Annotated in this window: 13 protein-coding genes; 11 read left to right on the forward strand and 2 right to left on the reverse strand. The window is 56.9% G+C overall.

Annotation, left to right across the window (positions count from 1 at the left end; translation table 11 throughout):
* Window positions 1-38 precede the first annotated feature (38 nt).
* Window positions 39-524: a hypothetical protein gene (locus D3P04_RS23665; RefSeq protein ID WP_232844935.1), complete on the reverse strand. Its 486-nt coding sequence runs from the start codon at window positions 522-524 to the stop codon at window positions 39-41.
* Between the two features lie 183 nt (window positions 525-707).
* On the opposite strand from D3P04_RS23665, the gene D3P04_RS08780 reads away from it, so the two are divergent.
* The 4 genes from D3P04_RS08780 (at window position 708) to D3P04_RS08795 (ending at window position 4,197) form a co-directional block, all read left to right on the forward strand.
* On the forward strand, window positions 708-995 hold the full coding sequence (locus D3P04_RS08780; protein WP_119748205.1) for an SH3 domain-containing protein: 288 nt from the start codon (window positions 708-710) through the stop codon (window positions 993-995).
* 283 nt (window positions 996-1,278) lie between these two features.
* The gene (locus tag D3P04_RS08785; protein ID WP_232844936.1) at window positions 1,279-1,911 is read left to right on the forward strand and encodes a DinB family protein; all 633 of its coding nucleotides are present in this window, start codon (window positions 1,279-1,281) and stop codon (window positions 1,909-1,911) included.
* 254 nt (window positions 1,912-2,165) lie between these two features.
* Window positions 2,166-3,383: an MFS transporter gene (locus D3P04_RS08790; RefSeq protein WP_182912787.1), complete on the forward strand. Its 1,218-nt coding sequence runs from the start codon at window positions 2,166-2,168 to the stop codon at window positions 3,381-3,383.
* A gap of 67 nt (window positions 3,384-3,450) precedes the next feature.
* Window positions 3,451-4,197, forward strand: coding sequence for a DUF899 family protein (locus D3P04_RS08795; protein WP_119747945.1), 747 nt, complete (start codon window positions 3,451-3,453; stop codon window positions 4,195-4,197).
* Window positions 4,198-4,562: 365 nt separating this feature from the next.
* Here D3P04_RS08795 and D3P04_RS08800 read toward each other — a convergent pair whose 3' ends face one another.
* A complete protein-coding gene (locus D3P04_RS08800) occupies window positions 4,563-8,177 on the reverse strand; it encodes a hydantoinase B/oxoprolinase family protein (RefSeq protein WP_119747947.1) in 3,615 nt (1,204 codons plus the stop codon).
* A 239-nt stretch (window positions 8,178-8,416) separates the two neighbouring features.
* On the opposite strand from D3P04_RS08800, the gene D3P04_RS08805 reads away from it, so the two are divergent.
* From D3P04_RS08805 to D3P04_RS08835, 7 genes are all read left to right on the forward strand, one after another.
* Window positions 8,417-9,427 (forward strand): NADPH:quinone oxidoreductase family protein, encoded by a 1,011-nt coding sequence (locus D3P04_RS08805; RefSeq protein ID WP_119747949.1) that lies wholly within the window; start codon window positions 8,417-8,419, stop codon window positions 9,425-9,427.
* The gene (locus tag D3P04_RS08810) at window positions 9,427-9,867 is read left to right on the forward strand and encodes a PaaI family thioesterase (protein WP_119747951.1); all 441 of its coding nucleotides are present in this window, start codon (window positions 9,427-9,429) and stop codon (window positions 9,865-9,867) included. The genes D3P04_RS08805 and D3P04_RS08810 overlap by 1 nt, the downstream gene beginning before the upstream one ends.
* Window positions 9,868-9,900: 33 nt before the next feature.
* Complete coding sequence (locus tag D3P04_RS23940; protein ID WP_119747953.1) at window positions 9,901-10,299, forward strand: hypothetical protein; 399 nt, start codon at window positions 9,901-9,903, stop codon at window positions 10,297-10,299.
* Window positions 10,300-10,379: 80 nt separating this feature from the next.
* Window positions 10,380-11,285, forward strand: a complete 906-nt coding sequence (locus D3P04_RS08820; RefSeq protein ID WP_182912788.1) for an alpha/beta fold hydrolase — start codon at window positions 10,380-10,382, stop codon at window positions 11,283-11,285.
* A gap of 59 nt (window positions 11,286-11,344) precedes the next feature.
* Window positions 11,345-12,946, forward strand: coding sequence for a class I adenylate-forming enzyme family protein (locus D3P04_RS08825; RefSeq protein ID WP_182912789.1), 1,602 nt, complete (start codon window positions 11,345-11,347; stop codon window positions 12,944-12,946).
* A gap of 185 nt (window positions 12,947-13,131) precedes the next feature.
* A complete protein-coding gene (locus D3P04_RS08830; protein WP_119747959.1) occupies window positions 13,132-13,914 on the forward strand; it encodes a GntR family transcriptional regulator in 783 nt (260 codons plus the stop codon).
* Between the two features lie 166 nt (window positions 13,915-14,080).
* Entirely contained in the window at window positions 14,081-14,635 is a 555-nt protein-coding gene (locus tag D3P04_RS08835) for a TetR/AcrR family transcriptional regulator (protein WP_269902625.1), read from the forward strand.
* Window positions 14,636-14,770 lie beyond the last annotated feature (135 nt).

A 14,770-nucleotide genomic window follows, 5' to 3' on the forward strand; every position in this document is an offset into this window, starting at 1 on the left:
TTACGAAAAAAGCGCATTTCACATGCGGCAGGGAAACCCTACTGGCAGCCCCCCGACGCGCATGACAGCCCACCGGCGACCGCGCCGATAAGAGCGCCTTTTGTCCCGGAGCCGCCAACTGCATCCGCGACCAGCGCACCTGCGCCCGCGCCACCTACTGTACGAACTGCGGCGCTGTTCATCGGACTGTTGTAACCATAGCCTCCGCCGCAACCGGCCAAGGCTAAAGTAAGTGCAAGAATAATGGTGCTTCTTTTCTGCATCCTGATCTGCCTCGATTTTTTAATTGTTATGAGGCGAAAACTATCCCGGTTCCGGAAAAAAGTGAAGCCCGTTACCAGCACGCCCAGCAGCGCGGTGGTGGCGACGATTGCCGTCCCGCAGGCAATCAACGCCTGAGTCATCGTGACCCGATAGGTCGAGCCCGCCATCCAGCTTGGCAAACCGGGCAGCCGCAAATCACCGCTCGCCGCCAGCATCGAGGTGAACGCGCCGAAAAGGGCCGAGAACATCACCCCCGCCACGATACGCAATCTTCTCAGGCACCATCACCCATTTTCCGCCACGGCTCGATGGCACAGCTTCAAGCGCGCTTGCTCAACCCGAAACCTGACACTATCAAACCCGATAACTGTCGTTATGAACGAGGGACGGCTGACGGCAGGTCACGACGGCAGGTCATACACAAAAACGATCGAGGACAGAAAATGAGGTATACCAAGTTCAGCACCATGCTGGCTTTAATTCTTGTCGCCGGATGTAGCGCCGGTTCGGCTGGAAGGGTGATGGTCAAGGGTGCGGGACCAGACGATCTCCTGAAACTACGGTCCGGTCCAGGACTGGATCATAGTGTCATTATGGGCCTGCCGGACGGAACCAGATTGATCCGCGGAGGCTGCAAGCCCACGGGTGGCCGGACGTGGTGCAGAGTGTCGCTGGCAGATTCGCCAACAATCACGGGCTATGTCTCCGCGGAGTATCTTGCGGTCTTCTGAGTACTTCGGCCTGGCGCCAAAATTTGCATGAAATTCTTCTTCAATCGATGAGGCCTGTGTCCTGTCACAGGTTCCGGACCATCGATCACGCTGCGGGTCGGATACCCCGGTCCGGCTGGCCTTCGGTACAGCCGACTGCCTGCTGGAAATTGCTTTAACCTCTGCCGAAGAACGTTGCGGATGCGGGAGCAATGGGTTAGCTTCCGGGCGCATGATCCATTCACCCGGCAAGCGTCGGTGTGATGATCGGCGTATTCCCCTTGCAGCAGTCCCGAGATGCCACATGAACAGGCATTTGTTTGTCGTAACCGGCGGTTCCGGTTCGCGAAGAGGCGAAATCAGCCCGCTCGCGGCATTCCGAACGACACGGCAGGGGGCAGATACCGCCAGAAACGTCAAACATCGGAGGCCAGAAAAAATGATCTCAGCCGAATACTGCCGACTAATGGCTCGCTACAATTCCTGGCAGAATGGCTCATTGGTGACAGCCGCCGATGGGCTCACGAATGCGGATCGCTGGAAGGACCGTGGGGCCTTCTTCCAGTCGATCGCAGCGACGTTGAACCATCTTTATTGGGCAGATGCCTTGATGCTGGAGCGACTGAAGGGGAACCCGCGCCCGGAAGACAATATCAGGCACTCGCTCACCAGCCCGTCGGACTGGGATGAGTTCAAGACGCTCCGTTCGCAGCGGAACGAAGAGATCGAAGACTGGGCCGCGCAATTGCGCGATGTGGAACTCTGCGGGATGCTTGCCTGGTACCCCGGAGATGGTTCAACGCGGATAGAGAAGCCAAAGGCTCTCTGCGCTATTGAACTCTTCAACCACCAGACACACCACCGGGGTCAGATCCACGCGATGCTGACAGCTGCAGGCGCTCGACCAGAAGCGACTGACTTGTCCATGCTGCCATGACATTTCCATTGATCCGGCACGACGCGGAACCATCGCTGCCCGCCTTCGATCCTCGAGGGATTATTCCGTGGGGGTATCAGCAACGATCAAGGAGCAATCCCTGAACAGAACCAACTCATAAACACGGGTTCCCGGGCGGATGGGTCAGTACGAGAAAATCCCGACAGATTTGTCACTCTCACTCGATGTCGCGCAGGCTTTACGGTCGTTCATGCAATCGTCGCGCCCGGCGACAATCGAAACAGGAGGACAGGATGTCCAAGACCACTTCCAACAGAAGCGCCTGGCCGATCTCGACCTGGCTGTCGGTCATCTCGCTTACCTGCGGCAGCTTTGCCCTGATCAGCAGTGAATTGTTGCCCATGGCGGTACTCACGCCTATGGCCGCTGATCTTGGCATTACGGAAGGCGCTGCCGGTCAAGCGGTGACCCTCACGGCCATCTTTGCCGGTATTGCAGCGCCCACGGTGGCGCTCATCATCGGCCGCGTGGATCGCAAGCTGATCAACCTGACCCTCTGCATTCTGGTGATTGCGTCCAATATCGCTGTCGCCTTTACTTCGGATTATTTTGTGCTGCTTGCCGCCCGCACATTTCTTGGTATCGCCATCGGCGGGTTTTTTGCCCTGGCTGGCGCGACCGTCGTCAAGCTCGTTTCCATGGAAGATATGGGCAAGGGCATGTCTGTCGTGTTCATGGGGCTTTCCGCGGGGCTCGTCGTGGCCCCTGCACTTGGCACACTCATCGGGGAAGCATTCGGTTGGCGAGCGGCATTCATGGCCGCTGCCGGGGCCGGCATGCTCGCGCTGCTTCTGCAAGCCATCTGCCTGCCAGGCGTACCGGCAACGGGTGCAACCAGCCTTTCTAGCCTGTTCGGCTTGCTGAAGCGGCCGCAGGTGCGGGTGGGACTGACTGTCGGGCTGCTGTTCTTCGGGGGTGAGGTATGCGGGTTCACCTTCATGCGGCCCTATCTTGAAACTGATGCCGGGCTCGATGCGACTTCCATCGCTCCTGTTCTGATGGTGCTCGGTCTCGCCAGTCTGCTGGGAAGCGCGATCGCCGGCATGTTTGCCGACCGCATGTTGCGTCGAGGATTTGGCACCACCTTCCTGGTGCTGGGGGTTGCCTCGATTGGCCTGTTGACCTTCGGCACCACCTACGTTGCGGTGCTTGCCTTCGCCGCCGCCTGGGGCCTCGCCGTAGGCGCGGGACCGGTGATGACCCAGACATGGATGGGGCGCGCTGCGCCCGATCAGCTCGAAGGCGTGGGCGGGCTCTTTCTGGCCGTTATCCAGGTCGGCGTCGCTCTGGGCGCCATCGCCGGTGGAATCGCTGTCGATGTTCTGGGGACAAGCGCGCCGCTCTATGTGACCGCCATCTGTGCGCTGTTTGCTGCCATAACAATTGCGACGCAACGGAGCCCCGATATGGCTTCGCCGATCCCTGCCTCGGCATTGACCCCTGCCGAGTGAGGGGGGTGCGGCGATCGTCACAGCCGCGCCCTTTCCCCTCCATTCAGAAAGTCGAAAGGAAACGATCATGTCCAACAACGAAACAGAATTCGCGACCCCGGACGTCGTTGATCGCGCCGCGTTCCAGGCAGAACTCGACGTCTTGCGCGTTCGGGAGAAGGCACTCATGAGGGAGGGCGATGCCATTGCCGCCGCCCGCCGGCGTCTCCCGATGGTGCAAGTCGATGGCACCACTCCGCTTACAGGCGAAAACGGGTCGGTAACATTGCTGGACACGTTCGAGGGGCGCCAGATGCTCATTGCCTACTATTACATGTGGCACGACGGCCGGCCGGCGCCCGAGCAATGCGAGGGCTGCACCTTCTTCACCACCCAGGTGCGCGAGCTTTCCCATTTCCATTCTCGCGATGTCACCTATGCCACCTTCTGCCAGGGCCCATATGAAGAAAGCGCCCGATACCGCGACTTCATGGGCTGGAAGATGCCCTGGTACTCGGCCAGGGACTCGCTTGACACGCTGCTGGTCGGCCGCCGCATCGGGATGATGCATCTCGTCTGCTACTTGAGGCGCGGATCCGACGTGTACGAGACCTACTGGACGACCCGTCGCGGCGTCGAGGCGATGGATAACAGCTATCGTCTGCTCGACCTGACCGTCTATGGGCGGCAGGAGGATTTTGAAGACTCACCCGCGGGCTGGCCACAGCACTGGGGTGAAACCAACCATCCGTTTCGTCGCGACGGCAGGCCCATCTCCCAGTGGTGTCGCCTGGAAGCGGGACGTTCCGACGATTTGGGAGCCGGCAGGCGCTGAAGCGCGTTTACCGCGTCTTCGACCTCTACTAGCCCCCGAGCCGTAAGAGCGTCCACTGGTTCCGCCAACCATCGGTAAACGAATGACGGGACGGTGGATCGCCATGATCACGTTAGAGTAACCTGAAATCGACCTTTTCGGGGCGCGTCAATTCTGTCGATTATTTTTGTTCTCAGTATATTATTTGCACAGGATACAGAACCGGAAAGCCCCGATATCGCTTCTCGCTTCAGCTACATCCGAAACGCCCGAAGCCGCAGAATCCGAAGCGACTGAATTCAAGGGGCGAAACGAAAGCCAAAAAATCTTCTGTGACTCAAAGACCTGTCGACAATCGTTTCGTCCAGTTGTGCAATTCGGATGCCTCAGCTTTCTTGGGCAAAAGTGCCGTAGCCGCCGCCACCTGGTGTTTCCATGATGAACATATCCCCTGGAAGCACACTTATGGCATCATTACCCCGAAGTTCGATAAGGGTTCCGTCAGCGCGCTCCAGTGCGTTACGGCCACATTTTCCGGGCAGTCCACCCGCACCGCCCTGCGGCGGCACCTCACGATGCGACGTCAGAACTGTCGTGGTCACTTCCTCCAGGAAGCGCAGTTTCCGGACGATACCGTCTCCGCCGCGATGACGACCACAACCACCCGAACCTCTCCGAACCGAGAACTCCTCGATCCGTACCGGGAAACGCCACTCCAGAACCTCCGGATCTGTCATTCGGGTATTCGTCATATGGGAATGAACCGCACTCGCTCCATCGAAATCGGGTCCCGCACCCGTGCCACCACAGATGGTTTCATAATTCTGGAACTTATCATTACCCCATATATGGTTATTCATCGTCCCCTGTGATCCCGCGATAACGCCCAAAGCGCCATACAGCGCATCGGCGATCGACTGGCTGACTTCCGTATTTCCCGCGATCACAGCCGCCGGATACTTCGGATTGATCATGGTGCCTTCCGGCACCTTGATCTTGAGCGGCTTCAGGCAGCCTTCGTTCATGGGAATGTCTGATCCAACCAGTGTGCGGAAAACGTAGAGGACGACAGCGTGGCAGATTGAAACAGGGGCATTGTAGTTCCCTGCATCCTGTTCTGATGTTCCGGTGAAATCGATGACCGCCTCGCGCGCTTCGCGATCCACCTTGATATCGACCTCGATCTGCAGGCCGCTATCAAGTTTATAGATATTGTGACCGTGTTTAAGGGCCCCGAGAACACGTCGCACACTCTCCTCTGCGTTATCCTGTACATGGCGCATATAGGCCTGAACCACATCCACCCCGAACTGCCGGAGCATCTTGCGCACTTCTCGCGCACCGGTCTCGTTCGCGGCGATCTGAGCCGCAAGATCGGCCATATTGTTCTCGATATTGCGACAAGGATACCTGCCAGATTGCAGTAGTTCCCGTGCGGCCTGTTCCCGGAAATGCCCCTGATCGACGAGTTTGAAGTTGTCGATCAGCACGCCTTCCTCATCAATATGCGTCGAGTCGGGAGGAGCGGAACCGGGTGTGCGGCCGCCGATATCCGCGTGATGCCCACGGGAACCGACATAGAACAGGATCTCTCGCCCATCGTCATCGAAAACCGGCGTAATCACTGTGACATCAGGCAGGTGCGTTCCTCCGTTGAAAGGAGCATTCAGCATGAATACGTCGCCTGCCTTGATATTCCCCGCATTCTCGCGAATGACCGCCCGCACCGACTCTCCCATCGAACCGAGATGCACCGGAACATGTGGCGCGTTGGCTACCAGGTCACCATTGGGACCGAACAGCGCGCATGAGAAATCAAGGCGTTCCTTGATATTCACCGAATAGGCCGTGTTTGCCAGAGTGGCGCCCATCTGTTCGGCGATAGACATGAAAAGGTTCGAAAAAACTTCCAGCATAATCGGATCGGCCTCGGTGCTCACCAGTTCAACCGACTTGCGCAACGCGGTTCGATCGAGGATCAGATTCCCGTGCTTGTCCAGTGTCGCGTTCCATCCCGCTTCGACAACCACAGTCCCCGTTGTTTCCGTGATGATGGCCGGGCCGGAAATGGTTTGACCAAATTTCAAATCATCCCGCCGATACAACGGCGCATTCCGGGTGCTGCCGCCAAAGCGAATGGGAACATGAGCGTGAGCCTCAAGCTCTTCTTCCACCGGTGGTGCGCCAATTTCTTCCACCTCTTCGGTCAAGCCGATAGCTTCAACCGATAGCGTTTCCATAACCAGTTCCCGGCCGGGTTCGGAGAAACCGTATTTGCTGCGATGGATACCCTCGAACGCCTTGCGCATATCATCGCCGGAACCAAAGGGAATCTCCAAGGCGAGGTGCGAGCCGGCGTAGCGAAGATGCACCAATCTGATGGACGTAATGCTGTCATGAAGGGAACCTTGTTCCGCGACTTCCGAAACCGCGGTCTCGGCCAGTTCGTCGATAAGCTTACCTGCCTCGGCAACGGCATCATTCGTCAGCGTCTTGCTGAACTGAGCTTGCTTCATCGCACGGATCTCAGCCAATCCCATACCATATGCGGACAAGACTCCCGCGAAGCGATGCAGAAACACCTGATTCATTCCCAATGCGTCTGCAACGAGACAAGCGTGCTGACCGCCTGCACCACCAAAGCTGTTCAGCGTATAGTTGGTGACGTCGTAACCGCGCTGAACCGATATCTTCTTGATGGCTCCTGCCATGTTTTCAACGGCAATTCGCAGGAAGCCTTCGGCGATATCCTCGACTTTCATGGGTGGTTCGCCCGTTTCTTGCGCGATCTCCCGCGCAAGCGCTTCGAATTTCTCATGCACGACATCCACCGCCAGAGGCTCATCGGCATTGGGGCCGAAAACGCATGGAAAATATGCCGGCTGCAACTTGCCAAGCAGGACGTTGCAATCGGTTACGGTCAGCGGACCACCCCGGCGATAGCACGCCGGACCGGGATTGGCTCCGGCACTTTCCGGACCCACCTGGAAACGACCATCGCGAAAACTGAGAATCGAGCCGCCACCCGCCGCAACGGTATGAATGTTCATCATCGGAGCGCGCATCCGTACGCCGGCAACCTCGGTTTCGAATGACCGCTCGTAATTTCCTGCGAAATGGCACACATCCGTTGAAGTGCCCCCCATATCGAAGCCGATCAGCTTCGTCAGGCCGGCCTGCTCGGCGGTCTTTACCATTCCGACGACCCCCCCGGCAGGTCCAGACAGGATTGCGTCCTTTCCGCGGAACATTGATGCATCGGTAAGACCACCGCTGGACTGCATGAACAGAAGCTGCTTCCTGTCGTTCTCACCGCCATCCAGAGCACTGCGCACCTGCTCGACATACCGCCGGAGAATGGGTGAGAGATAGGCATCGACGACGGTCGTATCACCGCGACTGACCAGCTTCATCAATGGGCTGGCTTCATGACTGGTGGAAATCTGATTGTAACCAATGTCGCGAGCGATATCGGCCGCCAGCTTCTCATGCTGGGGATTCTTGTAACCATGCATGAACGCGATAGCGACCGAGCGGATACCGTCATCATAGGCTTTCTGCAGTGCCGTGCGCGTGACCTCGGCATCCAGCGGCACGAGGATCGCGCCATCCTTGTCGAGACGCTCGGGAATCTCGGCGACGGTTTCGTACAGCATCTCGGGCAACTGGATATGCAGATCGAAAATCCGTGGCCGGTTCTGGTATCCGATCCGCAGGATGTCGCCGAATCCTCTGGTGATCAGCAGCAAGGTCCGATCACCCTTACGCTCCAGAAGCGCATTGGTCGCAACAGTGGTGCCCATTTTAACGGCCTTGATCTGGCCCGGCGGGACCGGCTCGCCATTGACCACCCCAAGCAGATCGCGAATACCCTGGACTGCAGCATCGCGATACTGCTCCGGATTTTCGGAAAGCAGCTTATGCGTCTTCAAGGTGCCGTCCGGCATCCGCGCCACGATATCCGTGAAAGTGCCGCCGCGATCAACCCAAAATTGCCACACGAAACATGCTCCTTATGCTGTTGGGGCGCAGCCGTTGCACCCGGTTTTCTCGCGCTAGCAAAGCCTCAACCGCCATTCACAAGAGCGGTAATCGACCAAGCGCAGCCTTTGGCATTTATTAATATACTTCGTGTATTTTAACAAGTCAAAATTGCTGCGAGCCTTCAAAAACTTCTTGACCAAGGAAACGAAACATGTAGCGTATTATTTAAATACGTAAAGTATATAAAGGAAATCAGATGCGCGCCTACCTGCTGAACGAGTATGGATTGCCCGCTACACACCGGCTGCAATCGCTCGAAGCCTCCTCACCTTCGGATCACGAAGTTCTCATTGCCAACGAAGCGATAGGGCTGAACTATCCCGACCTGCTGATGGTTCAGGGCAAGTATCAGAAACGCCCTGAACCACCATTCATTCCGGGGCGGGATTGCGCCGGCACGGTTCTTTCGGTCGGCGCACGGGTCGATGACTTCAAGCCAGGCGATAAGGTGGTAGCCCAGACGTTCAGTGGCGCCTTCGCGGAGCGGGTCACTGCTCCGGTTTCCCGCGTCTTCAAACGCCCTGATAACGTGACGTCGATAGACGCCGCGGGCGCGATAACCGTCTTCAACACCGCTTTCGTCGCCGTCTCGATCCGCGCACAGGTCAAAGCCGGAGATCGGGTTGTGGTGACCGGAGCCGCAGGCGGCGTTGGCGCCGCAGCAATCCAACTCGCACAGAACATCGGCGCTCATGTGGTCGCAATCGTTTCGTCCGAAGAAAAGGCGCAGCTGTCGCGTGAAAATGGTGCAGAACAGGCATTTGTCGTAACCGACCGCTCCGAAGAGGGCCTGAAAAACTTCTTCAAGGAGCATGTGCGTACGGCCTGGGGTGACAACCGTGGCGCCGATGTTGTCATCGATACGGTGGGCGGCGATATGTTTACCGCCGGTCTGCGATGTCTCGGTTTTGCGGGGAAACTTGTCGTCGTGGGTTTCGCTTCGGGCGACATCCCGTCAGCCAAGACGAATTATCTGCTTTACAACAACCTCTCTGTCATGGGCGCGCCGCTGGACATTCATTTCGACGAAGTTCTGGACCAAATTCGTGGCGGCACGAACTGGTGGCTCAAGCTGCTTGCCGAAGGTAAGGCCCGAGCCAATGTTTCGAAGGTCCTGCCCATGGAGGAGTTGATGCAGGGGCTTCAGGATATCAATGATCGAAAAGTTCTCGGCAAGATTGTCGTTTCCGTGGCTCAATCAGGCTGATGCAAGATCAGACGACATGTGCGGCATTGATGGCAGAGCGGGAGTTCGTCCCGTTTCGCCGTAACGACCCGTTGATGAACTTCGTTGGTGAAATCGGGATCAGTACAACCGTTACGCCACTCGTCTTGCAGTTGCTTTGCGGAACGAATGCCGAAAATCCTCAGGGGATTCTGCATGGTGGCGCATTGTCCGCTGTTTGTGACGTGGGCATGTACGAGGCAGCGAGACACGCATTCGGGGCCGATTGCGTTACAGTAACACAGGAAATGAAATTCCTGCGTCAGGGTCATACGGGTTCCCCCATGTTTATCGTCAGCGAGATCCTGAAGCTGGGACACCGCACCGCCTTTTGCAACGCCAAGGTTCTGCAGGGCGATGATTTGATCGCATATTCCACCGGCCAGTTTACAAAGCTCCGGACAATATCGACCTGGGGATAAAACTCCGGGCAAGTCACCGACAGCGAGAAACGGATGACTGCATTAATCGCCGAACAGGCGCTGAACGATATTCAGCTGGGAGTCCTGCTCTTTCTGATCGCTGCTGGCCTCACACTCATTTTCGGTGTGACGGAGTTCATCAACCTGAGGCATGGCGCGTTATTCATGATGGGCGCTTATCTGGCGGTTACCTTCCAGTCCATGATCGGCACCATATCATTCGCAAGGGCCAGTTGGTCTGATCGGGTGATTCCGAATATTTGTCAGACCCGCACGGCAAAACGCGCAAGCATCTCAGCCTGTGATCGGAAAGAAAACCGCCTCTTCACCAAACGCCTCCTTTGCAGGCAATTTGCCTGCAGAACGACCCAGACGCACGAAATTATCGATCCTCACATTGCCCGGCATCATCATCTCCAACTCTGCACTTGAATTTAATATACTTTGAGTATTTAATGTACCAAGTCCAGCTCGAAGATGGTGGGCATGACCCGCCTGCGGAGGAAATTCAGATGGATCTACTGACGGATATTCAGTTGAACGCGGCACAATACGCGCGCATGGATGATGGTGCCGAGATCGCCTTTCGCAGATGGACAAAACCCAAATCGAAGCGCATCATCATTTCGCATGGCAATGGGCTCGCGATCGACGGGTTCTGGAAATTCGGAATGGCGCTGGCTTCGGAATTCGAGGTCATTGCATTCGATCTGCGCAACCACGGCCAGAGCCCCCGCAGCCCTCATCCAGCAAATCCATGGCCACGTTACATTGCCGATATCCCTTACGTCTTTGACGCCATTTCAGAGATTTTTGGCAAGAAGGAGACACACGGGGCGTTTCATTCGATGGCCGCGGCAAGTACGCTCATCGCACAGTCCCTGACACCGCGCCCTTGGGCCACGCTCACCTTATTCGAGCCGCCCATCCCGGCAGCGACCCGGCCCAATCTGGTTGCGGATTTCAACGAACGTCAATGCGCCATGGCCGGGCGCGCCAGGCGTAGGCGTAGATATTTTACCGACCCAAAGCAGCTCGCAGATTCGTTCAAACGTGCCGACAGCTTCTCGGGAATTTGTGACCTTTCCCTGGATCTCCTCGCCCGAGGCTCGGTCTATTGCAGTGACGCGAGTCCGGAGGAACCCTGGGAGCTTGTGCTTTCCCCGGACAACGAAGCCCGCAACTTCGACGCAGGGATCCTGTCTGACTATTGGGAAAATCTCGGCAGCGTAGAAACTGCGGTTCAACTGATCGTCGGAGATCCCGCCACACACGACATGCCCAACCTGCCCGAGATCGCGGCAGAAATGGCGGCCAGCTTCGGCTTTCCGATCACGTCGGTGCCCGAGACCAACCACTTCATGCAGCTTCAAAATCCTGGGCTATGCGCCCAGCATATTTTCGACTTTGCGAGATAGACGACATGCAGCACCGCCGTCTCTCAAAAGCACAATCCGACAATACAACGGAGAAGAAAATGACTCTTCCAATGGGGAAACTGGAGCCCAATCAAGACGTGGGTTTCAACACTATTCTCGCCGCTCTGTACTTCTGGGCCGAAAACCAGCCCGATGCCATGGCAGTGGAAACCGACGACTATGGCAAGCTCACCTATGGGGAGCTTGTCGACAACGCCCGTCGTCTCGCCTGCGGGTTCCTGTCTCTCGGTCTCAGGATGGGGGATCGCGTGGCGATTCAGATCCCCTCCTCTCCAGAGTTCATAGTCACGTATTTTGCCTGCCAGATGACCGGTTGCGTGCTGACTACCCTGCACATGCCCTATCGGCAGGAAGAGCTGAAACCACTATTATCCTTTGCCAAGCCCAAGGCCGTGGTAACCACAAAAGTCGGAAAATACGACGGTCCCGAAACCATGGCCTCGCTGACCCGCGAAATCAGCTCGATTGAACATATCCTTGTCTCCGGCGAGGCTGCCAAAGGTCAGCACTGCCTTCAACGACTCATCGATACTCACGATGGCAGAACGCTTCCCCCTGCCCCTCCACCAGACAGCGAAAGCGCGCTGTGCTTCACGTCGGGCACGTCCTCGGCTCCGAAAGCGGTCATGCGCACCCAGAGTATCTGGACACGAAACGCGGCGATCTTTTCCGAAATGCTTTCCTTGACACGGGATGACCGGATCATGATCGCACCGCCGCTGACTCATGTGTTCGGCCTAGCCTGTGCGGGCAACGCGATTTACTCGGGCGCCACCATTGTTCCCATCCCGCTATTCAGCCCGGAAACCTATGCGCGATACCTGGTCGACCTGTCGCCAACGGTTGTCTATTCCGCGCCCGCCCATCTGGCGGCAACACTCAAAAGCGGTGTCCTCGACCGCAATCCTCCAGTCACTGTTCGCGACGTGATCGTTGGAGGGTCAATCTGTCCTCCCAAAGTTGCCGAACAATTCGAGGCGCGCCTGCCAAACGGGCGTGTCGGCTGTCTCTTTGGCATGACGGAAACATCGCTTGCCACACAAACGGATCCCACTGCGCCACCGGAAATCCGCCACGGCACCGTGGGTCAACTTGCCAAAGGACTCAAGATTCGGATCGTTGATGGTGAAGGACGGGAATTACCTGCTGACGAGGAAGGAGAAATGCAGCTTTCCGGCTATTCAGTGCTACCGGAATATCATGGTAATATGACCGCTACCACTGCCGCCTTCACGGAGGATGGCTGGTTCAGAACCGGTGATCTCGCCCTGTTGGATGACAAGGGGAATATCATGATCACCGGGCGATCCAAGGATATTATCAATAGAGGCGGCATCAAGATCAACCCGTCAGATATCGAAAGTCTGCTCGATTCGCATGCCGCAATTATCCAATCGGCCGTTGTTCCAATGCCAGATTCCGTCCTTGGTGAACGACTTTGTGCCTATGCTGTCCTGCATAAGGACATGAAGTTGGAACTGGACGATGTCTGTAAATTCCTCGATCAACTCAACATCGGCAAGATGCGCTGGCCCGAGCGGCTGGAAATCATCGACGAAATGCCGATGACTCCGACACGCAAGATCATCAAACCAGTTCTCGTGGCCGATATCCGTAAAAAGCTGGAAAGCAGAGAGTGAGTCCCGCGCCTCGGGGAGGGGTCACGAATACGCAGCCCGCATCAGGCGAACACCGCCCCGAAGTCTTGAAGTTCTGCCGGAAGACGTCCAAACACAAAAGATGACCGATGCCCTGATCCGATAGGTGGAGGAATAGCGCAACCGGGATTCCGGGGCCGGCCGGCCCAGACAGGAGGACTTAGGAAATGGCAGGACGTGACGCCGCCGGGATCTTCGACTCTGGCGATATTGGGGATATCGACAAGCGAGGCAAACGCGGACGACCGCGCGGCATGGCGACCCAAACCGTCTATGAAGCCTTGCGTGACGAGATCCTGACTCTTGTTGCCAAGCCGGGACAATATCTCGATGAGTCCCAGCTCGAGAAACGCTTCGGTGTATCGCGCACCCCCATCCGCGAAGCGCTGATCCGGCTGCAATCGGACCGGCTGGTACGCTTTTCTGCCAATCGCGGCCATTTTGTCGAAGTGGTCAATATCGACGATGTTCCCGCGATATTCGAGGCGATGGATTTATACCAGGCAGCCGTGTTTCGCCTCACAGCCAGTCGGCATTCGCCCGAGTTGCTCGAGGAATTGACCAGGATTAACGAATCTTATTACGAAGCTGCCAGCGCTCGTGATCACAAAACCATGACGGAAATGAACCATCAGTTCCATATGGTGATCGGCAGGGAGTCGGGAAACACATTTCTGGCGGAAGCGTATGAGACGGTGCTGAATTACAGTATTCGCTTGACTTATCTGATGTTCGAAAAGGCCAGCCACGAGCCGCATCACTATGAAGAGTATTACACGCGCGTTTACAACGAGCACAAGGAGATGATCGAACTCATCCGAACTGCACAGAAGGACAGGCTGGAAGAAATCAGCAAGCTTCACACCCGATTATTCTGCGATCGCGTCATCTCTTTCGTCAGCAGCCGTGAAGAATTCCGTAGCGAACCGCAGAACTTCTTCGGAAAATAGAGACCAGAGCGCCTGGTTGACATCCGTTTCGAACCGGGGCTAGCTTTCATCCGCCCGACGAAACGCCGAAAGGACCGGAGCAATTACCATCGCTGCCAAGCCGCCGATTCCAGAATTTTCATTACCGCAGTATCTGGGGGATGAACACTCCAGTCGGCGCCGCACGATCGACACCGCCGCCGCAATGTTCCGGGATCGTGGTTTCGCGGCCGTTTCGATGATCGAATTGGCGCAGGCCGTCGGCCTTTCGAAACCCGGACTCTATCATCACTGGCCCAGCAAGGATGCGATCCTGCATACCATTGTCCGGCTGTCTGGAGAAATTCTACTCGATCATCTTGACCGGGTGGAGCAACAGTCTGCCGAACCGCGCGAAAGGCTTCGCCTCTACGTGATCTCGCGGCTCGAGACCGTTGCAAGGCATCAGGATCTGTTCACCGTTACATGGCAGGAACGAGCCATTATAGGTTCCGGCGCCTTCGAGGAGCTGACACGCGCGGCAGAGCGTTATCGCCAGCGTGTACGCGATCTGATCGACCACGCCAAGCACGCTGGCGGCATCAAGCCCGAAATAAACACCCATCTGCTCATGCTCGCGCTGGATGGCATGACGGGCTGGTCGTATTTCTGGTATCGTCCGGACGGAAATCACAATGCTGCAGAGATCGGTGATACCTTCTGGAACATGCTGAGCCAGGGAGTGGTCCCGGCCTCAGTCTGACCCACAGGTGCCCCGCCAATAGCGGCTGCTCTGGTTAAGGCGTTCAGCCCTGCAAAAATACGGCGCCCTGACAGGCTTTTCGACAATTCGGGAACGAAAGTCTTGACAGCTTTCCCAACGGACCTGTATCAAACA

This window comes from Paracoccus onubensis, assembly GCF_003591515.1.
Lineage (GTDB): Bacteria > Pseudomonadota > Alphaproteobacteria > Rhodobacterales > Rhodobacteraceae > Paracoccus > Paracoccus onubensis.

Bases quoted from the DNA above. Each gene is read 5' to 3' on its own strand.
- D3P04_RS08830 (WP_119747959.1), top strand. From the start codon at position 13,132: ATGGCAGGACGTGACGCCGCCGGGATCTTCGACTCTGGCGATATTGGG.
- D3P04_RS23940 (WP_119747953.1), top strand. From the start codon at position 9,901: ATGACTGCATTAATCGCCGAACAGGCGCTGAACGATATTCAGCTGGGA.
- D3P04_RS08780 (WP_119748205.1), top strand. From the start codon at position 708: ATGAGGTATACCAAGTTCAGCACCATGCTGGCTTTAATTCTTGTCGCC.
- D3P04_RS08820 (WP_182912788.1), top strand. From the start codon at position 10,380: ATGGATCTACTGACGGATATTCAGTTGAACGCGGCACAATACGCGCGC.
- D3P04_RS08790 (WP_182912787.1), top strand. From the start codon at position 2,166: ATGTCCAAGACCACTTCCAACAGAAGCGCCTGGCCGATCTCGACCTGG.
- D3P04_RS08810 (WP_119747951.1), top strand. From the start codon at position 9,427: ATGCAAGATCAGACGACATGTGCGGCATTGATGGCAGAGCGGGAGTTC.
- D3P04_RS08795 (WP_119747945.1), top strand. From the start codon at position 3,451: ATGTCCAACAACGAAACAGAATTCGCGACCCCGGACGTCGTTGATCGC.
- D3P04_RS08785 (WP_232844936.1), top strand. From the start codon at position 1,279: ATGAACAGGCATTTGTTTGTCGTAACCGGCGGTTCCGGTTCGCGAAGA.
- D3P04_RS08825 (WP_182912789.1), top strand. From the start codon at position 11,345: ATGACTCTTCCAATGGGGAAACTGGAGCCCAATCAAGACGTGGGTTTC.
- D3P04_RS08805 (WP_119747949.1), top strand. From the start codon at position 8,417: ATGCGCGCCTACCTGCTGAACGAGTATGGATTGCCCGCTACACACCGG.